The sequence below is a fragment of the Streptomyces sp. NBC_01257 genome (genome assembly GCF_035917255.1).
GTDB lineage: Bacteria > Actinomycetota > Actinomycetes > Streptomycetales > Streptomycetaceae > Streptomyces.
In genome coordinates this window covers 2,578,114-2,597,863 of sequence record NZ_CP108472.1, presented here as the reverse complement: position 1 = coordinate 2,597,863, position 19,750 = coordinate 2,578,114, and the positions used below count along the sequence as shown (strand labels likewise).

Genomic DNA, 19,750 nt, shown 5'->3' with positions numbered 1-19,750 from the left:
GTCAGCCTCCCTGGACAGCGGTCAGGACCTCGACCCGGTCGCCGTCGGCGAGCGCGGCCGCGGGCCACTGGCCGCGCGGTACGACGGTCTCGTTCAGGGCGGCCGCGACGCCCGACGGCGCACCGGTCAGCGAGGCGACGAGGGCGTCCAGCGTGGTGCCCGGCGCGACGGCGACGGTCTCGCCGTTCACGGACACGGAGACGGAGGCGGGGAGGGGGACGGGCTCGCTCATGCGGGCTGCTCCTGACGTGCGGGGGCGGCGGTGGGGGAGAAACGGCCGGGGGAGAAGGGGCGGGCCACCTCGGGCAGCTCGCCGTCGGCCAGCAGCTGCGCCATGGCATCACCGGTGACGGGGGTGAGCAGCACCCCGTTGCGGTGGTGGCCGGTGGCGAGATGGAGGCCGGGCAGGGCGGTGCGGCCGAGCAGCGGGGCGTTGTCCGGGGAGGCGGGGCGCAGACCGGCGCGCGTCTCGGTGAGCGGCAGCTCGGTGATGCCCGGCACCAGCTCGTGGGCGTCGCGCAGCAGCTCGTACACGCCGCCCGCCGTGACGGTGGTGTCCCAGCCCATCTCCTCGCTGGTGGCGCCGACGACCAGCTCGCCGTTCTCGCGCGGTACGAGGTAGACGTGGCTGCCCCGGACCACGGCCCGCACGGTGCGGGAGAGGAAGGGGGCGTACGCGGTGGGTACGGTCAGCCGCAGCACCTGGCCCTTCACCGGGCGGACCGGCGGCAGGACGTGCTCCGGCACGCCCGCGAGCCGGCCGCTGAGACTGCCCGCGGCGAGCACGACCTGATCGGCCGCCGGGTGCGTGCCGTCGGCCAGCCCGGCTCCGGTCGCCCGGTCGCGCTCCACCGTGAGCCGCTCGGCCCGGTGGCGGTGGAAGACGACTCCGGCCCGCTCGCACGCCGTCAGCAGCGCGGCGGCCAGCCGGCGCGGGTCGACCTGATGGTCGCCGTCGACCCGCAGCCCGCCCCGTACGCCCGGGGCCAGCATCGGTTCCAGCCGGCGGCACTCACGGCCGGTGAGCCACTCGGACTCCAGCCCCGAACGCTGCTGCAGGGCGTGCAGGTCCCGCAGATGGGCGCGGTCGTCGGCGTCCAGCGCGACGGCCAGGGTGCCGCAGGTCCGGAAGCCGATGTCCTGTCCGCTCGCGGCCTCCAGCTCCGCCGCGAACGACGGGTAGCGCACGGCGGAGGCGACGTTGAGACCGAGCAGCATCTCCTCGCCGTAGTGGAGTTCGGTGACGGCGGCCAGCATGCCGGCCGCGACCCGGGCGGCCCCGCCGCCCGGATCCGGATCGACGACGGCGGTGGAAAGACCGCGCTGCGCCGCCCGCCAGGCGGTGACCAGGCCGATGATGCCGCCCCCGATGACGAGGACGTCGGACCCGCTCGTGTGGTGGATACGCATGGGCGTCCAGCCCCTCCCTTCGCCGGCATGACCCGGATCAGGTTCGTACGGTCGGAGGCCGTCCAGCCTCCCTCTCAGCCCGGTGCGCCCGGGCTCCCGCGAGTTCTTTGCACGGGCCACCCTAGACCCCGTCCCGCGTGGCCGGTAAGGGAGCCGTGGCGCGGTGGACGCGGGCGCGGGGAGAGCGTCCGGGGCGACGATCCGGAAACCACCTGCCTGACGGACCGTCAGATGATTAAGGTGGACAGGTGAGCGAACAGACCGGACAGCAGCAGGCAGCGCGGCCGGGCCGCCGCGTCGTGATCGCCGGAGCGGGCATGGCGGGCGTGCAGACCGCGGTGGCCCTGCGCGAACAGGGCTTCACCGGCCCCGTCACGCTGATCGGCGCCGAACCGCACCAGCCGTACGACCGGCCGCCGCTGTCGAAGGCGGTCCTCCTCGGCAAGGCCGAGGACTCGGCCTTCGACATCGACTTCGAGGCGCTCGGCATCACCCTGCGGCTCGGGCTCGACGTGACGGCACTGCGCGCGGCCGACCACGAACTGGACACCCCGGACGGGCCCGTCCCGTACGACGCCCTGGTCGTCGCCACCGGCGCCGAACCCCTGGTGCTGCCCGGCTCCGAGGGCGTCCCGGGCGTCCACCTCCTGCGCACACTGGACGACGCCGCCCGGCTGCGCCCGGTCCTGGAACGGCAGCACGACGTCGTGGTCGTCGGCGCCGGCTGGATCGGCGCCGAGTTCGCCACCGCCGCCCGGGCGGCCGGCTGCGCCGTCACCGTCGTCGAGGCCGCGGACCGCCCGCTCGCCGGCGCGCTGCCCGCCGAGGTCGCCGCCCCGATGGCCGGCTGGTACACCGAGAGCGGCGCCGTGCTCCTCACCGGCGCCCGGGTCGCCCGCGTCGAGCCCGGCCGGGTCGCCCTCGCGGACGGCCGCACCCTCCCGGCCGACGCGGTCGTCGTCGGCATCGGAGCCCGGCCCGCGACCGGCTGGCTGGCCGGATCGGGCATCGCGCTCGGCCCGGACGGATCGGTGACCGCCGACGCGTCGCTGCGCACCTCGCTCCCCGACGTGTACGCGGTCGGGGACTGCGCCTCCTTCCCCTCGGCCCGGTACGGCGAACGGCTGCTCGTCCACCACTGGGACAACGCCCTCCAGGGCCCCCGCACGGTCGCCGCCGCCGTCGTCCGGGAGGACGGGGGGCAGCGCCCCGTCTACGACCCCGTGCCCTACTTCTGGTCCGAGCAGTTCGGCCGCTTCGTCCAGTACGCGGGCCATCACACGGGGGCCGACGCGCTGGTGTGGCGGGGTGATCCGGCGGACCCCGCGTGGTCGGTCTGCTGGCTGCGCGCCGGTGCGCTCGTCGCCGTACTGGCGGTCGGCCGTCCGCGCGATCTCGCGCAGGGCCGCAAACTCGTCGAATCAGGGGCGGAACTCGACCCGGAGCGGGTCGCCGACCCCTCCGTGCCGCTGAAATCGGCCACGCTCTGACCAGGTGTCCGACCCCCGTACGGTCGGCCCGGGTACCGACTGTCGGTCCGGGATGGCACGCTTGTCCCCGTGACCGAGATTGACGCAAAGATCGATGCTCTCGTCCCCGCCTGGCTCCACCTGCCCGACATCGCCGAAATGTTCGATGTCGAGGTGACGCGCGTGCGCCAGCTGGTCAAGGAGGGCCAGCTCATCGCCGTGCGCCGTGGTGAGAACCGGGCGCTCCAGGTGCCTGCCGCCTTCATCGACGGCGACAAGGTGGTCAAGGGCCTTTCGGGGACCCTGACGCTCCTGAGGGACGACGGCTACTCCGACGCGGAGATGCTGGAATGGCTCTTCACACCCGACCCGAGCCTGCCGGGCACGCCCGCGCAGGCACTGAGTGAGAATCGCGGCACGGAGGTGAAGCGCCGCGCCCAGGCGCTCGCCGTCTGACCGACCGCCGCACGGGGAATGCGGGCCGCGCCGCGCGGCCCGCATTCCGCGCGGCACCACCGAACCACCGCCATCGCTTCCCCGGGGGGAACCGCACCATGTCCACGCCTCGCGCGCAGCTGTCCGACGCCCGGCTCTACCTGTGCACGGACGCCCGCCGGCGCCAGGGTGACCTGCCCGCGTTCCTCGACGCGGTCCTCGCCGGCGGTGTCGACATCATCCAGCTGCGCGACAAGGGCATGGAGGCAGCAGAGGAGCTCGAACACCTCGCGCTCTTCGCCGACGCCTGCAAGCGGCACGGCAAGCTCCTCGCGGTCAACGACCGGGCCGACGTCGCCCACGCCATCGGATCCGATGTGCTGCACCTGGGCCAGGGCGACCTGCCGGTCCCGGCCGCCCGCGCCGTCATCGGCCAGGACGTGGTCATCGGCCGCTCCACGCACGCCGAGGCCGAGGTCGACGCGGCCGTCGCCGAGCCCGGCGTCGACTACTTCTGCACCGGCCCCTGCTGGCCCACCCCGACCAAGCCCGGCCGGCACGCCCCCGGCCTGGACCTGGTGCGGTACGCCGCCTCGCTCGCCCCCGCCCGCCCGTGGTTCGCCATCGGCGGGATCGACGCGGGCAACCTCGACCAGGTGCTGGACGCCGGAGCACGCCGGGTCGTCGTCGTGCGGGCCGTCACCGAGGCCGCCGATCCGGCCGCAGCGGCCGCGGACCTGGCCGCCCGGATCCGGGACCGCGCCGGCGCCTGACCCGGAACCCGACCGGCCGGTTCGGGACAGGAGTGTCCGAAGCGTGGACAAAGTTCGGGCAATCAAGCCAAATCGCCCCAGTTCGGTTGGGTGCTCGCCGTGCCCTGGTTAACCTGCCGGTATGGCCCTTGGCACACCTTCCACCAGGACAGATCACGCGCGCACCGTGCGTGAGATGCTCGCGACCGGCAAGACCTCGTACTCGTTCGAGTTCTGGGCGCCCAAGACCGAGAAGGGCGAGCGGAATCTCTGGAACGCGTTGCGCCGGGTCGAGGCGGTGCGGCCGAGCTTCGTCTCCGTGACCTACGGCGCCGGCGGCTCCACCCGGGCCGGGACGGTGAAGGCGACCCAGGACATCGCGGCCGAGTCCACCCTCACCCCGGTCGCGCACCTCACGGCGGTCAACCACTCCATCGCCGAGCTGCGCAACATGGTGGGCCAGTACGCGGACGCCGGGATCCGGAACATCCTCGCCGTGCGCGGAGACCCGCCGGGCGACCCGATGGGACCGTGGGTCGAGCATGCGCAGGGTGTGCGGTACGCGGCGGACCTCGTCCGGCTGATCAAGGAATCCGGCGATTTCTGTGTCGGCGTCGCGGCATTTCCCGAACGGCATCCGCGCTCGGCCGACTGGGACAGCGACATCCGGCATTTCGTGGACAAGTGCCGCGCCGGTGCGGACTACGCGATCACGCAGATGTTCTTCGACCCGGAGAATTATCTCCGGATGCGTGACCGGGTGGTCGCTGCGGGTTGCGACACCCCGGTCATCCCCGAGGTCATGCCCCTCACCAGCGTCCGGCAATTGGAGAGATTCGCCCAGCTCAGCAACGCGACCCTGCCCGCGGACCTGAAAGAACGCATCCTCGCCGCCAAGGACGATCCCGCCGCTGTACGCTCCATTGGCATCGACTTCGCAACGCGGTTCTGCGCGAAGCTGCTTTCCGAGGGTGTCCCCGGACTGCACTTCATCACGTTGAACAACTCGACGGCGACGCTCGAAATCTACGAGAATCTCGGACTGCACAAGCAGTCGTGACCGGCCGTACCCGCCACCACCCCGGGGCGGTGGCCGTAGAAGGGGGCGGGCATGGGCTGGACGGTCCTCTACATCGCGTTCGGCATCGTTGCGCTGTGGCTGCTCGGTGAGGTGCTGCTGCAGTACAAGGCACGCCTGCGCTGGCGCCTGCTCGCCTTCACCGGCTTCGTCGGTGTGGTCATCGGCGTCCTGATGCCGTCCGTGCCCGTCATCGCCCTCGGCGCGATCGCCTTCGCGACGGGGCAGACGTACGTCACGCTCTCCTTCCGCCGCGGCTTCTCGACGGGCTGGGCCATAGGGGGCAGCCCCGGGGAGAGCCGCCGCCGTCGCGCCGGCGCGGAGCGGGAGCCCACGCTCCAGGTCTCGGACCTGGAGATGGAGTACGGCCACGAGACCCCGGCGCCGCCGGCGGCCGCACCGCTGTCCGGACCGGCCGCGGTCTACGAGCCGGAGCCGCTGCCTGACGACACCGGGCAGTACGGCATCTACACCGATCCCCGCCCGCAGCAGGACCAGCACCACGAGCCCCAGGGGCAGCCGCAGTACGCCGCGTACGACCCGTACACCGACTACTCCGCGTATCCGGCCCAGGGCCAGGAATCCCCGTACACCGGAGCGGGCCAGGACACCTACGCCGGCGCCGGCACCGGTCAGTACGACTACGGCACGGACCAGCAGCAGTACGCCGCCTACTCCGACCCGTACATCGGCACCACCGCGGGGACGCAGCAGTACGGCACGTACGGGGGCTACGGGCACGACGAGAACTACGACAGCTACGGCAACGGCCAGCAGTTCGCCGACCCGTACGCCCAGCAGCCGGCCCAGTCCCAGCCCTACGCCCCCGACACCCCGCCGGGCGGGGTCTGGGTGCCGCAGCAGCGCGAGGGCGAGCAGTACCCGCCGATGCCGCCGGAGCAGCCCGCCCAGCCGACGCCGTACCCGAACGGCTACGACACGGGCTACAACGACCAGTACCGCTACTGAACCCTCCGGGCCCGCGGTCTCACTGCGAGCCCCGGAATCCGTCCCCCTCGACGACGATCCCCGCGACCAGCGCGCCGGACATCCCCGCGTGCGCGGGTCCGCCGCCCGGATGCGCCCAGCCGCCCGCCAGCAACAGCCCGGGCAGCCGGGTGCGGTTGCCCGCGTGGAGGAAGCCGCCCGCGGCGCCCGCCAGCGCGGGCGCCGGAACGGCCCCGCCCTCCGCACCGGTCTCGGCCTCGGTCTCCGCGGGCGTGCGCACCTCCATGCGCAGCACCCGCTCCCGCAGGCCCGGCACGGCCGCGCCCGCCACGTCGATCAGCGTGTCCGCGTAACGGGTCCGCACGGCCTCGTCGGTCCAGTCCACCGGGCCGTGCGGGGCGACCGTCGCCGTCAGCGTCACGGCCTCGTGGGCGTCGTCGGGACGGGTCGACGGATCGTCGGGGCGCAGCACCGTCACGGTGGGATCCGCGGCGAGCCGGCCACCGAACACCGCCTCCTGCTCGGCCGTCCGGTCCGCCGGATGCACCAGCGTCCGGTGCGCGGCGCCGGCCGGCCGGGCGCCGCGCAGCGACAGCAGCACCAGGAACCGGCCGGTGGGCCCGGAACCCTCCGCCCGCGGCTGCACCGTCACATCACCGTCCCGCCACAGCTCCTGAGCGTGCGTCAGCCCCGGACGCGGACGGGCGCCCAGCACCACATGGGCGGCCTCCGCGACCGTCCCGTCCGTCAGCTCGACGCCCGCCGCCCGGCCGTCCTTCTCCAGGACCCGGGCCACCTCGGCGCCGAAGACGAACTCCACCTTCCGGGCCAGGCACCGCTCGTACACCGCCTGCGCCAGCGCCCGCATGCCACCGGAGACGTACCAGCTGCCGAACGTCTCCTCCATGTACGGCAGCAGGGCCGCGCTCGCCGGGGCGCGCCGCGGATCCAGGCCGTACGACAGCGCGTACCCGTCCAGCACGGCGGCCAGCCGGGGGTCGGCCAGCTCCCAGGAACCGATCTCCGCCACCGTGCCCGCGCGCAGCGCCGGGCGCAGCAGCCGGCGCCGCACCGGCGCCGGATACGGATCGCGGCCCAGCACCTGCCAGTCGGGGCGCAACGGCTCCTCCAGCAGCGGCCGCCGCGACCGGTCCCACGCGTCCCTGGCCCGGTCGAGGAACGCGCCCCAGCTGCCCCCCGCGCCGCCGCCGAGCGCGGCGTCCAGGGCCGCGACGGTGCCGGCCCGCGAGGCGTTCGGCAGGGACACGTCCGTGCCGTCCGCGAAGACGTGGCGGCTCGCCGGGTCGACCTGGGTCAGGGTGACGCAGCGCTCCAGCGGCTCCTTGCCGGTCTTCACGAACAGGTCGCGGTAGACGGCGGGGAGATGGAGCAGACCGGGTCCGGTGTCGAACGCGAAGCCGTCGCGGGTATGGCGGCCGAGCGAGCCGCCGTAACTCTGCGACCGCTCGTACACCGTCACCCGGTGGCCTGCCACGGCCAGCCGGGCCGCCGCCGACATCGCGCCCATCCCGGCGCCGATCACCGCAATACGTGCCATGCCAGCGACCTTAACGGCCGCCTCGGACAGCTCAGCCGTCAGGCCGGTGCGATACGGATTCCGCGAGGCGCCTCTCCTCGCGCCGCTGCGCCCTGCGGCGCAGGAAACGGCGGATCCGGGAGGCCAGGAAGACCAGTATCACCAGGCCGAGGACCAGCAGCACCGCGGCGATGCCCGCCGCGATCCACGGATGGAATATGGCGAACGTGATGATTCCGGCGACGCCCAGGTCCTCGGCGACGCTCACCGCGATGTTGCTGAACGGCTCGGGGGAGGTGTTGACCGCCATCCTGGTGCCGGCCTTCACCAGATGGCTCATCAGCGCGGTGGAACCGCCGATGGCCCCGGCCGCGAGCTCCGGCAGCGAACCGTCGTCGCCCGCCAGCAGCGCCGCCACGACGGCGCCGGCGACCGGCCTGATGACGGTGTGCGCCGTGTCCCAGACCGAGTCCACGTACGGGATCTTGTCGGCCACCACCTCGCACAGGAAGAGCACGCCGGCCACGACGAGCACATCGGTGCGCTGCAGCGACGCCGGCACCTCGTCGGTGACACCGGTCGCACCGAAGATGCCGAGCAGGAGGACCACCGCGTAGGCGTTGATCCCGCTCGCCCAGCCACTCGTGAACACCAGGGGGAGTACGGACACGGACGTGATCGTAACCAGGTGGCGCACGGGCGCGGGAGGGCTCGGGTGCGCAGGTCTGAGTATCCGTACCTAGAGGGTGAGATGAGTAGGGACGCGGATGGGCCGCGACCTGCGCAAACGGCAGAGTGGGGAGCACGGGAGGGGCGCTGCGCCGGTACCGCCGGCACGGGGCGGCGGAGCGGGCGCGGCACTTCTTCCCAACGGGGGTGCACGGCGGAGGACTCGGGACCACGGGGGAACGCACGGGGTCACGGGGGAGGTTCTCCGGCAGCACGGAAGGCGCCGGTCGGACGAGGCTCGGGGGGATCGAGCCCCGTCCGGCCGGTGCCTTCGTCACGTCCGGGAGCCGTACGGGGGGCCGCCGGTGTCAGCGCCCGCTGACCCGCCCGTGCAGCAGCAGCGACAGCGCCGAGTGCACGTCGTCGATCGACCGCTCCGGCTGGAACGCCTGCCAGTCCAGCGCCGCCACCAGCACCATGCCGACCAGAGCGGCCGCCGTCAGCGGGATGTCGATCTCCTCGCTCAGCTCACCGCCCGCGACACCTTCCCTGAGCACTCCCTCGACCACGGCGACGGCCTCCTGACGCACCACCAGCAAGGTGGCCTGCCAGGCGCGGTTGGTGCGCCACAGCTCGGCCACGTACAGCTGGGTGAAGGCCGGATAGCGGTCGATGAAGGCCAGACCGGCGCGGATCATGGCGTCCAGCGCCTCGACCCGGCTGCCGCCGCGCTCGTCGGTCTCCTCCGCGGCCGAGCGCAGCGAGGAGGTGAGCAGCCCGACACCGTGGCGCAGCAGCTCCTCGAAGAGCTCCGTCTTGCTCTTGAAGTTGTAGTAGACCGTGCCCTTGGCGACCCCGGCGCGCTCGGCGATCTCGTCCACCGTGGTCGCCGAGAAACCCTTCTCGGCGATGAGGGTCACGGCGGCTTCGTAGAGCTTCTGCCGGGTGGCCTGGCGGCGCGTGGTGCTACTGCTTTCCATGCTCCTGATTCTCACAGGTCCCGGAGAGCTCACAGACTCAGCTCCGGGTGGAGCCGGTCCAGCGTCCACACCTGCCTGCGGCGTGCGGAGAGGGCCGTGAGCGCGAGCGCCCCCGCGGTGAAGGCCAGGAGCACAGCGCAGCCCTGCCAGACCGGGCCGAGTCCGCCGCCGGTGATCAGCCGGCGCAGGCCCTCGACGACGTAGCTCATCGGCAGGTAGGGGTGGATGGCGTTGAAGAAGCCCGGGCTGGTCTGTACGGGGTACGTGCCCCCGGCCGAGGTCAGCTGGAGCATCAGCACGGCAAGGACGAGGATGCGTCCCGCGGCTCCGAAGCGGGCGTTCAGCCACTGCACGATCGCGCCGAAGCAGCAGGTGACCAGGGCGAGGAAGCCGATCGTCCCGGCGGCGTGGGCCATCTGCAGGCCGAGCCCCCAGTGCAGTACGGACATCAGCGCGGCCACCTGGAGCAGTCCGATCGCGGCCACCGGCAGCCAGCCCGCGAAGGCGATCCGCCAGGCCGGCGCCCCGGCGGCCAGGGCGCGCCGGTTGAGCGGCTGGATCAGCATGTACGCCACCATCGCGCCGACCCAGAGCGACAGCGGGATGAAGTACGGGGCGAAGCCGGTGCCGTAGTTGGGGGCCGCGTGGAGCGACTGCGAGGCCAGCTGTACGGGGTCGGCCATGACCCCCGTGCGCGCGTCGCGGTCCTTCTTGTCGTAGTCGGGGATCTTGTCCACGCCGTCGGTGAGCCCCTGGGCGAGCGTCGCCGAGCCGTCGCCGAGCCGGACCATCCCGCTGTCCAGGCTCGTCGCGCCCTTCTTCAGGGCGCCGACCCCGGTGTTCAGGTCGGCGGAGCCCGTTCTGGCCGTGGCCAGGCCGGTGTGCAGCTTGTCCGCGCCCTTGGCGACCTTGTGCGCGCCGGTGTTGAGCGCGTTGACCTTCTTGACCGCGCTCTCCAGGTCCTCGTCCAGGTGCGGCGAGCGGTCGGCGAGTGCGTTCGCCTGCTTCTGGAGGGTGGCCAGCTGGGTGCGCAGCTTCTTGAGGTCCCCGTTCTGGTTCCTGACCAGGACGTTCACGTCGTCGGCCACCGCGGCGACATCGGCCGCGGCCGTCACCGCCCGCTTCAGCGGGGCGCAGACGGTGGGGTCGGGGAGCGGCTGCTCCACGCACCGGGTGCGGTGGACGTCGGCGAGGTCGTCGGAGGCCGTGTGGGCGGCGGTGGCGGCGGTGGGCGCCGCCTTCACCAGCAGGTCGAGGTTGTCCCGCACGGTCTGCGAGGAGTCGGCGACGAGCCGGGCCGTGTCGCCGATCGTCTTGCCGTTGTCCTTCAGGAACGGGCGGATGTCGGCGGCCACCCCGTTGACCTTGTCGGCGAGCAGCTGGGTGCCGTCGGCGACCTGGCGCGAGCCGGTCTCCAGATCGCCCGCGCCCTTGTCGAGCGTGACGATGCCGGTGGCCAGCCGGCCGCTGCCGGCCTTCGCGTCCTTCAGCCCGTCCGCGAGGTCCTTCGAGCCCTTCTTCGCCTTGCCGATGCCGCCCTTGAGATCGGTCGCGCCCTTGGCCGCCTTGGCCGTCGCGTCGTGGAGATCGGAGAAGTTGATGAAGATCCGGTCGAGGAAGCCCCGCGACGCGTTGGCCGACGCGGCGGTGCGGACCTCGGAGAACACCGTCCGGGAGATCTGGCCGACGATGTAGTTGTTCGCGTCGTTGGTGCGCACCTGGAGCGCGCCCGTCTCGGGGGAGTCGCCGGCGCTGGAGGCGATGCGCCTGCTGAAGTCCGCCGGCATGGTCAGCGAGAGGTAGTACGTACCGTCCTCGACGCCCTCGTGGGCCTCGGCGGCGCTCACCTCGTGCCACTCGAAGACCTTGGAGTCGAGCAGCTTGCCGGTGATCTCGTCCCCGGCCGCGAGGCGCTTGCCCTCGGCGGTGGCGCCCTTGTCGTCGTTGACCAGCGCGACCGGGATGCGGTCCAGGCGGCCGTACGGGTCCCAGAACGACCACAGGTACAGCGCGCCGTAGAGCAGCGGCAGCAGCAGGAGGGCGGCGAGGGCGGCCCTCGGCAGCCTGCCCCTGCCGAAGCGCCTCAGCTCAAGCGTGGCCAGTCTCGGCGAGCGCATCGGCCGTCCCTTCCTCGTGTGCGGGGTCCGCCTGCGGTGCGGGCTCCCCGGTGTCGGTGGGGGCGGTCGCCCCGGTGCTGCCCGTGCGTACGGTGACGGCGTCCTCGGGAGCCTGGCTGCACACGGCCAGCACGGTCGTGCCGCCGGCGGCGAGCGAGCGCAGCAGCTCCCAGGCCTCGGCGCGTTCGGCGTCGGAGAGCTTCAGGTCGGCGTCGTCCACCGCGAGCAGCCGCGGCCGGCCGATCAGGGCGAGGGCGACGGAGAGCCGCAGCGCCTCCAGCCGCTCCAGATCGCGTACGGAGGTCCGCTCGGCCTTGGGAAGGGCGGCGGGGTCGAGCCCGGCGGCCTCCAGCGCCCCGTCGATCCGGGCCCGGGCGGCGGCGACGCGCTCGCGGCGCGGTCGCAGCAGGGCGCGGAGCGAGCCGTCGAAGCGGCGTTGCAGCAGGGCGCGCTCCCGCAGGTGCTCGGCGACCGTGAACGCCGGGTCCAGTTCGCTGACGCCGGGCACCGGGCCCAGCGCCGCGATGCGGCGGACGGCGGCGGCCCGGCGCGGCAGGCGCAGACCGCCGGCCGTCGCCTCGCCCTCGGTGGCACGCATCCGGCCGGTGAGCGCGAGCAGCAGGCAGGTGCGGCCCGAGCCGGACGGGCCCTCGATCGCGACCAGGGACCCGGGGGAGACGCTGAACGTCACCTCCCGGAAGGCCCAGCCGCGCGGCCCCTTGAGGCCGAGGCCGTCGGCGGTGACAGCCGCCCCGTGCGCGCTCTCCACAGACCCTCCCCCTTCTTTTGAACTGACTGGTCAGTGCAAAAAGGTAGCCCGAACTTGCGAGCGAAGCAAAAGGCCAGGTCAAAGGGGGATCGGGGCCGATTGTCAGTGGGGGCCGTCACGATGGATACAGACGGCCACGAAGCCGTTACGAGACAGGAGGTTCTGTCATGGCCCACTCGTCCGCAGCAGCCGCTCCGCGACGCCGCGCAGACGGCCCTGCCCCCTCACCGACCGGTCCGGCGCACGACGTCCACCCCGTACTCAGGCGCACCACCGCGCCGCCCGCCGCTCTCGATCTCCTCGCCCAGGCCCGCGCCGGCCTCGAAGAGGCAGCTGTTCTCGACGTGCCGAACGAGCGCTACGCCACCGCCCACCTCGCCGCGCTGCGCACCGCCGCCGCGGTGCTCGCCGTCCGGGGACGCCCCGAGACCTCACCGCGGCGGCGGGAGAAGATCCGCAGTGCCTGGGAGGTCCTGCCGGAGATAGCCCCCGAGCTCACCGAGTGGAGCGCCCTGTTCGCCTCAGGCGCCCGCCGCCGGGCCCGCGCGGAGGCGGGCATCCCGGGCGCGGCCGGCCGGCGCGACGCGGACGACCTGCTCCGGGACGCGGCGATGTTCCTCCGCCTGGTGGAGCGGCTGCTGGTGCTCCAGCCGGTGCTCCCGCAGCCCCGCGGGGAGCGGCCCGATGCGGGATGACGGGGACGGCGGCGCGAGGCAATAGGGTGGACGGGACCTATCACCTGCGCCGTTCACGCTCCGCCGTCAGCGGCGGCACCGTGCCGAGGAGTCAACTGCCGTGTCGGACCAGCTGCGCCCCCGCGCCTCCCTCCGTACCGCCGTGGTCTGGGAAGTCCTCAAGGACGCTCTCGACCGACAGGCCAAGGCGACCGGCAGGGACGCCCTGGACGTACTGGACACCGGCGGCGGCACGGGCAACTTCGCCGTGCCCGTCGCCCGTCTCGGCCACCGGGTCACCGTCGTCGACCCCAGCCCCAACGCGCTGTTCGCGCTGGAGCGCCGCGCCGCCGAGGCCGGGGTGGACGACCGGGTCCGCGGAGTCCAGGGCGACATCCTCGGCCTGTTCGACGTGGCCGAGCGCGGTGGCTACGACGCGGTGCTCTGCCACGGAGTCCTGGAGTACGTGGACGACCCCGCCGAGGGCGTGCGCAACGCGGTGGAGGCGCTCCGTCCGTCCGGCGCCCTCAGCCTGCTCGCCGCCGGGCTCGGCGGCGCCGTCCTGGCCCGGGCGCTCGCCGGCCACTTCACCGAGGCCCGGCAGGCGCTCAGCGACCCGGACGGCCGCTGGGGCGCGGGCGACCCCGTGCCGCGGCGCTACACGGCGCAGCAGCTCACCGAACTCGTCGAGGGCGCGGACGTGGAGGTCGGCGCCGTCCACGGCGTGCGCGTCTTCGCCGACCTCGTGCCCGGTGTCCTGGTGGACACCGAACCCGGCGCCATGGAGGCCCTGCTCAAGCTGGAGGCGGCGGTCGCCGAAGAGCCCGCGTTCCACTCGGTGGCCACCCAGCTGCACGTCCTGGGCACCAGGCGGGCCTGATCCGCCGGCCGGATCGCGACGGCAGCGCGGCTGATCAGCAACGCAGCTGCAGACGGAGTACGCCCCAGCAGCCCCGATCAGGGCCTTGGCCCCGTATGATCGGGGGACACCATCCGGCATGACGGAGCGGAGGTTGGGGAATCAACGCCTCAGCAGCTGAGCCGTCGTGGCGGCCCGGACTGGCTGATTGACAAAGAGGGCGGGTTTCACGGGGGCGATTCCCTGCCTATCCTGGAAGGGCCGCATACCGGCCGCCCCCCGGCGGCCGACGACGAGGAGGACTCCGTGCCGCTCTCGGAGCACGAGCAGCGAATGCTCGAGCAAATGGAGCGAGCGCTGTACGCCGAAGATCCCAAGTTCGCGACAGCGCTCGAGGGAAGTGGGCTGCGTACATACACCCGGCGACGGGTCTACCAGGCAGTTGCTGGCTTCCTGGTGGGAATCGCGCTCCTCATGGCCGGAATGGTCGCACAGCAGATCTGGATCAGCGTGGTCGGGTTCCTCGTCATGCTGGGCTGCGCGGTGCTCGCGGTCACCGGCTGGCGCAAGGCGCCCAAGCCGGGCGAGCAACAGGCAGCAGTCCGCGCGGGTGGTGCGGGCGAACGCCGACAGCCCAAACAGCGCCGGTCCGTGATGAACCGGATCGAACAACGGTGGCAGCGCCGCCGCGATGAGCAGGGCCAGTAGGCGCTCGGAACACTTATGGGTGAGGGGCGGCCGCATTTCTGCGGCCGCCCCTCACGCGTGCCCGGATCACCGGGCGCCGGGCCGTCCGCTCCGGCGCCGTCGGGCCGCCGCGGCGCCGTCGGGCCGCCGCGGCGCCGTCGGGCCGCCGCGGCGCCGTCGGGCCGCCGCGGCGCCGTCGGGCCGCCGCGGCGCCGGAAGCCGGGCGTCGGGTGTCGTGTGCCGCGCGGCCTGCCGCCGGCCCGCTCCGCGCCGGAACGCATCGCGGGCAGGCCCCCGGGAAGGGCCTGCCCGCGAAGGGTGAGGTGTCAGCCCTGCTGGCCGGACGGGCGCCTCAGCCAAGCCGGCCGCTGCGGCAGCCGCCACCTCCCGGCGAGGGCCGCCCGGCGCTCCGAGAGGGCCCACACCACCCGTACGGCCGATCGCGGTGCCACGACCGCACGGAACCGGGCGAACCGGTCGGCGGAGAGCCGCAGACCCGCCCGTACCGCCTGTGCGTCCTCCGCGAGCCCCGACACCGGCCGCGGCTCCGGCGCGTAGAGCACCTGCTCCACCGCGCCCGCCACCCGGTGCACGGCCGCGGCCGCCTCGGCGTCGAGCCGCCCCAGCCGCACCATCCGTGCCGCCGCCTTCCGAGGCGTCTGCGACTCGTCCGGATCGATGCCGTGGTCCCACGCGGTGTCGGTGATCTCCTGCCACGCCGCCATCGTTCTCGCGGTCGCGTCCGCGGGGGTGCGCCCGGTGGAGGAGCCCAGCCTGCGGGCCCGTGTCCGGCTGCGCCAGAACATGGGCAGCAACGGGACCAGCAGGACGAGCACGGCCACCAGTGCCCATCCGAGCACGGTGCCCGCGGGCGTCCCCGTGTCCGTGGGCGTCACGGCCCCCGGGAGCGCCGAGCTGCCGCACTCACCCTGCCGCCGCATCTGCGCGGGGCAGCTGTCCGAGGCGGACGGTGTGGCCGGGGCCGCCGTCGATGCGCCCGTCTCCGGCTGGGCCGGGTCCGCGGCATCACCGGTCGGTGCGTCCGGCAGGGTGTACGCCGGAGTGGAGCCGCGCGTCGGCGTGGGCTCGAAGCGGGTCCAGCCGACGCCCTCGAAGTACAGCTCGGGCCAGGCGTGCGCGTCGCGCAGCCCCACCGACATCGAACCGTCCGACTGCGCGGCCCCGGGCGTGAAGCCCACCGCGACCCGGGCCGGAATCCCGAGCGTCCGGGCCATCGCGGCCATCGTGAACGAGAAGTGGACGCAGAAGCCCCGCCTGTCCTTCAGGAAGCGGCCGATCGCGGCACTGCCGGTACCCGAATTCACCGAGGTGTCGTACGTGAAGCCGCCCTCCGACGCGAAGTAGTTCTGCAGCTTCACCGCCTGCTCGTAGCCGTTGGCCGCGCCCTTCGTCACCTCTTCGGCCGTCTCCTTGACCACCTTCGGCAGGGAGTCGGGCACCTTGGTGTACTCGCGGCGCAGGGCCGCCGGGGCCTCGCCCGCACCCGCGAGCTGCCCGGCCGTCGGCTGCACCACGAGGCTGGAGACCTCGTACTGCGCACCCTTGGTCGTCTCCCCGTCGTCACCGACGAGGGTGCGGCCCTCGGGCTCGTACCGCCAGCGCCCGCCGACCTTCACCTCCGTCGCCGGGTAGGGGAGCGGCAGATACGTCTGCTGGTACGAGGAGGACGCGGAGATGTTCGTCCGGACCTCCGTGACGGCCACGTCCGGTGCCAGACCCGCCGGGGTCGGGAGCCGCTTCGGCACGTCCTTCAGCCGGCGCGTCGAGGCCCGCCACTCGTTCCCGTTGAACTGGTCCAGGGCCAGGATCCGGAGGTAGAAGTCCTGCACACTGTCCGAGTTGGTGCGGTACGACATCACCTCCCGGTTCTCCGGCTGGTTGAGGTTGTTCTGCAGCGAGACCAGCGGGTTCACCGCGGAGATGGTGCCGCCACCGCCCCCCTTGCCGTTACCGGCGCCCGGCCCCGTCAGCAGTCCGCTGTCGAGCGCGGGCAGGGCCGCGGGTACGACCAGGGCGATTCCCAGTGCGAGCGCCCCGATGCGGCGGCCCGTGCGGACCGGGGCGAGCGCCCCGCGGCCCGAGGCGTCGATCCCCGAGGGCAGACCGTCCCGGGGCCTGTTGGTCCCGGCGAAGACGCGCCCCCACTGGGAGAGCCGGTCGCGCCCCTCGGCCAGCAGGAGAAGCAGATAGCCGCAGGCGGCCAGCAGGAACCACAGCCAGTCCGCGCTGCCGTCGGAGAGCCCGGCGGCGACGGAGTACAGCGCGAGCAGGGGCAGCCCGGCCGGTGCGGCGCTGCGGAACGTGACCGCCAGCGCGTCCACCGCGAGCCCCACCAGCAGCACGCCGCCGACCAGCATCAGCCGGATGCCCGCCGTGTCCGGGGCCGGGATCGTGTACCGCCCGACGTCGTCCGCACCCGTCGTCAGCAGGTCCGCCAGCTGCTGCACGGACTGCGGACCGGGGACGAAGCCCGCGAGCGCCTGCTCGCGGGCGAACGCCACGGTCAGCAGCAGCACCAGGACGACCGCCTGCGCGCCGACGGTCAGCAGCCGCGGCAGCGGCACCCGCCGGCCGAGCGCACCCACGCCGCACTGGATGGCCAGCAGGAACGACGCCTGCAGGATCCAGGTGACCGGGTCGACCAGCGGCAGCATCGAACAAGCCGCCATCAGCGTCGCCGCAAAGGCGCCGAGCGCCAGCCGACCACGACCGCTCATGACCGTCCCCTCATGACCAACCACCGGAGAAACCCGTGGTGCCGCCTGTTGTGCCGCCCACCGCGGCGGACTGGGTCAGCGAACCGTGATGGCTCGCCTGCTGCCAGAGCCGGGCCAGGTCCGTGCCCGGCCGGACCGGCACCGCCGTCCAGCCCGCCTCGCGCAGCGAACGGAGCCGCTCCTCGGAGGCGGCCTGGGAGGCGGGCGATTCGCCGTGCACCCAGGCCGTGCTGTCCAGGACGAACGCGACGGCCCCGCCGCTGCGCTGCCGCATCCGGGCCGCCACCGCCGCCTGCTCCTCGTCCAGTTCGCCGAGGAAGGCGATCAGCAGGCCCTCGTTGCCCCCGCGCAGCACGTCGTAGGCGCGCGAGAGACCGCCTCCGTCGGAGTGGTCGACCACGGCGAGGGCGTCCATCATCAGTCCGGCCGAGTCCGCCGAGTCCTGGGTCGAACCGGCGAAACCGCTCTCGCCCTCGCCCGGCACCGCGGTGCCGTCGTCCGTCAGCAGGCGGACCGCGAAGCCCCGTTCCAGCATGTGCACCAGGGCGGAGGCCGCGCCGGAGACGGCCCACTCGAAGGCCGAGTCGGGCCCGGTGCCCTGGTAGGCGACCCGCCGGGTGTCCAGCAGCACCGTGCACCTGGCCCGCTGCGGCTGCTCCTCGCGGCGCACCATCAGCTCGCCGTAGCGCGCGGTGGACCGCCAGTGGACGCGTCGCAGGTCGTCGCCGTGCCGGTAGCCGCGCGGGATCACGTCGTCCTCGCCGGCCAGCGCGAGCGACCGCTGCCGGCCCTCGCCGTAACCGGAGGCCTCGCCCGCGAGCCGGACCGGGGGCAGCGGCTCGGTGCGCGGGATGACGACGAGGGTGTCGTAGGCGCTGAACGAACGCGTCAGCTCGCACATCCCGAACGGATCGCTCAGCCGCAGCTGCAGCGGACCGAGCGGATAGCGCCCGCGCAGATCGGACCGCACCCGGTAGGACACCTCGCGCCGCCCGCCCGCCTCCACCCGGTCCAGGACGAACCGGGGCCGCGGGCCGAGCACGTACGGCACCCGGTCCTGGAGCATCAGCAGACCGGTGGGCAGCCGCGAGACGTTGTCCATCCGCAGGTGGACCCGGGCCTCGCTGCCCGCGGGCACCCGGGACGGCGAGAGCCGCCGGGTCCCCGCGACCCGGTACCGGGTCCGGAAGAGCACCGCCACACAGACCAGGGGCAGCACCGCGAGCAGCAGGCCGACCCGCAGCAGGTCCGCCTGGCCCAGCACATACGCGCAGACCGCGGCGGCGACACCGGCCGCGAGGAAGGACCGGCCGCGGGTGGTCAGACCGCCCAGGGCGGCCCGCAGACCGCCCTTGTCGTCGCTGTCGTCCATCGCGGTCGGCCCCCCGGCGGCCATCAGAGCCGCCGTGCGCCGGGCTGCTGCCGGCCGCCGTACACCGAGCCGGGCCGGTGCTGCGGGACCGGGGCGGCCGCGCCGCCCGACGCCGTGGGCACCGGGGTCTGCTGCAGGATCTCCAGCACGACCTGCTCGGCGGTGCGGCGGTTGAGCTGCGCCTGCGCGGTGGGCAGCAGCCGGTGCGCGAGCACCGCGACCGCCAGCTCCTGCACATCGTCCGGCAGGCAGTAGTCCCGGCCGCTCAGCGCGGCGGACGCCTTGGCGGCGCGCAGCAGGTGGAGCGTGGCGCGCGGCGATGCGCCGAGCCGGAGGTCGGGGTGGCTGCGGGTGGCTCCGACGAGCTGCACCGCGTACCGCCGGACGGCGTCGGCGACGTGGACGGTGCGGACCGCCTCGATCAGCTTCACGATGTCGTGCGCGTGCGCCACCGGCTGGAGGTCGTCCAGCGGCGAGACGCCGCCGTGCACGTCGAGCATCTGCAGCTCGGCCTCCGCGCTGGGATAGCCGATCGACACCCGGGCCATGAACCGGTCGCGCTGGGCCTCGGGCAGCGGATACGTGCCCTCCATCTCCACCGGGTTCTGCGTCGCCACGACCATGAACGGGTCGGGCAGCTCGTAGGTGTGCCCGTCGATCGTGACCTGGCGCTCCTCCATCGACTCCAGCAGTGCGGACTGGGTCTTGGGCGAGGCGCGGTTGATCTCGTCGCCGATCACGATCTGGGCGAAGATCGCGCCCGGTTTGAACTCGAAGTCGCGGCGCTGCTGATCGAAGATGGACACACCGGTGATGTCCGAGGGCAGCAGGTCCGGTGTGAACTGGATGCGCCGCACCGAACAGTCGATGGACCGGGCCAGCGCCTTCGCCAGCATGGTCTTGCCGACTCCGGGGACGTCCTCGATCAGCAGGTGTCCCTCCGCGAGCAGCACGGTCAGCGAAAGGCGTACGACCTCAGGCTTGCCCTCGATCACACCTTCCACCGACCTGCGCACCCGCTCCGCTGTGGTGGTCAGATCTGTGAGGCTCGCTCGATCGTCATAGGTCGTCACCCGGCCCTCCTCGGCCCTGCCCCACGCTCACCAGGAGCACGGGATTCCCCAGTCACGGGCCGGCGCCCTTGTGCGGCCCGGCCCACCCCGAAACACGGACACCGCGTCGGACGGGTCCGACGGGGTGTCACACCCGCATTCTTGTTGCCGTTACCGCTTCGTGTCACTCGCCTGTGGACAACC

The 19,750-nt window shown here is 73.4% G+C and carries 18 protein-coding genes and 1 riboswitch; of the genes, 8 read left to right on the top strand and 10 right to left on the bottom strand.

The genetic code is table 11. The features are described 5' to 3' along the window. Position 1: 1 nt before the first annotated feature. Positions 2–232, bottom strand: coding sequence for a sulfur carrier protein ThiS (thiS, locus tag OG408_RS10935; protein WP_285565313.1), 231 nt, complete (start codon positions 230–232; stop codon positions 2–4). Then, entirely contained in the window at positions 229–1,410 is a 1,182-nt protein-coding gene (gene thiO / locus OG408_RS10930; protein WP_326669586.1) for a glycine oxidase ThiO, read from the bottom strand. The genes thiS and thiO overlap by 4 nt, the downstream gene beginning before the upstream one ends. Next, positions 1,407–1,520, bottom strand: a riboswitch (TPP riboswitch). Its footprint overlaps the gene before it by 4 nt. 138 nt (positions 1,521–1,658) lie before the next feature. On the opposite strand from thiO, the gene OG408_RS10925 reads away from it, so the two are divergent. From OG408_RS10925 to OG408_RS10905, 5 genes are all read left to right on the top strand, one after another. Beyond that, positions 1,659–2,900, top strand: coding sequence for an NAD(P)/FAD-dependent oxidoreductase (locus OG408_RS10925; RefSeq protein ID WP_442806020.1), 1,242 nt, complete (start codon positions 1,659–1,661; stop codon positions 2,898–2,900). 69 nt (positions 2,901–2,969) lie between these two features. Further along, the gene (locus OG408_RS10920; protein WP_266777768.1) at positions 2,970–3,335 is read left to right on the top strand and encodes an Rv2175c family DNA-binding protein; all 366 of its coding nucleotides are present in this window, start codon (positions 2,970–2,972) and stop codon (positions 3,333–3,335) included. Between the two features lie 98 nt (positions 3,336–3,433). Beyond that, complete coding sequence (gene thiE / locus OG408_RS10915; RefSeq protein ID WP_266777766.1) at positions 3,434–4,087, top strand: thiamine phosphate synthase; 654 nt, start codon at positions 3,434–3,436, stop codon at positions 4,085–4,087. A gap of 121 nt (positions 4,088–4,208) precedes the next feature. Further along, positions 4,209–5,126 (top strand): methylenetetrahydrofolate reductase [NAD(P)H], encoded by a 918-nt coding sequence (gene metF / locus OG408_RS10910; RefSeq protein WP_285565315.1) that lies wholly within the window; start codon positions 4,209–4,211, stop codon positions 5,124–5,126. Between the two features lie 51 nt (positions 5,127–5,177). Then, complete coding sequence (locus OG408_RS10905) at positions 5,178–6,113, top strand: hypothetical protein (protein ID WP_326669582.1); 936 nt, start codon at positions 5,178–5,180, stop codon at positions 6,111–6,113. Positions 6,114–6,132: 19 nt separating this feature from the next. Here OG408_RS10905 and OG408_RS10900 read toward each other — a convergent pair whose 3' ends face one another. From OG408_RS10900 to OG408_RS10880, 5 genes are all read right to left on the bottom strand, one after another. After that, positions 6,133–7,650, bottom strand: a complete 1,518-nt coding sequence (locus tag OG408_RS10900) for a phytoene desaturase family protein (RefSeq protein ID WP_326669581.1) — start codon at positions 7,648–7,650, stop codon at positions 6,133–6,135. Between the two features lie 31 nt (positions 7,651–7,681). Next, the gene (locus OG408_RS10895) at positions 7,682–8,299 is read right to left on the bottom strand and encodes a DUF4126 domain-containing protein (RefSeq protein ID WP_326669579.1); all 618 of its coding nucleotides are present in this window, start codon (positions 8,297–8,299) and stop codon (positions 7,682–7,684) included. 367 nt (positions 8,300–8,666) lie between these two features. After that, the gene (locus OG408_RS10890) at positions 8,667–9,278 is read right to left on the bottom strand and encodes a TetR/AcrR family transcriptional regulator (RefSeq protein WP_266777756.1); all 612 of its coding nucleotides are present in this window, start codon (positions 9,276–9,278) and stop codon (positions 8,667–8,669) included. A gap of 29 nt (positions 9,279–9,307) precedes the next feature. Further along, positions 9,308–11,395, bottom strand: a complete 2,088-nt coding sequence (locus OG408_RS10885) for a YhgE/Pip domain-containing protein (protein WP_326669576.1) — start codon at positions 11,393–11,395, stop codon at positions 9,308–9,310. Further along, positions 11,367–12,164: an ATP-binding cassette domain-containing protein gene (locus OG408_RS10880; protein WP_266777752.1), complete on the bottom strand. Its 798-nt coding sequence runs from the start codon at positions 12,162–12,164 to the stop codon at positions 11,367–11,369. The genes OG408_RS10885 and OG408_RS10880 overlap by 29 nt, the downstream gene beginning before the upstream one ends. A gap of 167 nt (positions 12,165–12,331) precedes the next feature. Here OG408_RS10880 and OG408_RS10875 point away from each other — a divergent pair, with 167 nt between their 5' ends. The 3 genes from OG408_RS10875 to OG408_RS10865 all read left to right on the top strand — a co-directional run bounded on the left by OG408_RS10875 (position 12,332) and on the right by OG408_RS10865 (position 14,405). Then, positions 12,332–12,859, top strand: a complete 528-nt coding sequence (locus OG408_RS10875) for an SAV_6107 family HEPN domain-containing protein (protein WP_266777750.1) — start codon at positions 12,332–12,334, stop codon at positions 12,857–12,859. A 100-nt stretch (positions 12,860–12,959) separates the two neighbouring features. Continuing rightward, positions 12,960–13,718 carry a class I SAM-dependent methyltransferase gene (locus tag OG408_RS10870; protein ID WP_266777748.1) on the top strand — a complete coding sequence of 253 codons (759 nt, stop codon included), beginning with the start codon at positions 12,960–12,962 and terminating at the stop codon, positions 13,716–13,718. 285 nt (positions 13,719–14,003) lie between these two features. After that, a complete protein-coding gene (locus OG408_RS10865; RefSeq protein ID WP_266777746.1) occupies positions 14,004–14,405 on the top strand; it encodes a DUF3040 domain-containing protein in 402 nt (133 codons plus the stop codon). 305 nt (positions 14,406–14,710) lie between these two features. Here the strand turns inward: OG408_RS10865 and OG408_RS10860 are convergent, their stop codons facing one another. The 3 genes from OG408_RS10860 to OG408_RS10850 are packed head-to-tail and all read right to left on the bottom strand — an operon-like array spanning position 14,711 to position 19,567. Continuing rightward, positions 14,711–17,122 (bottom strand): DUF3488 and transglutaminase-like domain-containing protein, encoded by a 2,412-nt coding sequence (locus OG408_RS10860; RefSeq protein ID WP_326669572.1) that lies wholly within the window; start codon positions 17,120–17,122, stop codon positions 14,711–14,713. Positions 17,123–17,132: 10 nt separating this feature from the next. Next, positions 17,133–18,518, bottom strand: a complete 1,386-nt coding sequence (locus OG408_RS10855; RefSeq protein WP_266777742.1) for a DUF58 domain-containing protein — start codon at positions 18,516–18,518, stop codon at positions 17,133–17,135. Then, entirely contained in the window at positions 18,518–19,567 is a 1,050-nt protein-coding gene (locus tag OG408_RS10850) for an AAA family ATPase (RefSeq protein WP_266777740.1), read from the bottom strand. Before OG408_RS10850 ends, OG408_RS10855 begins: the two co-directional genes overlap by 1 nt. Positions 19,568–19,750 lie beyond the last annotated feature (183 nt).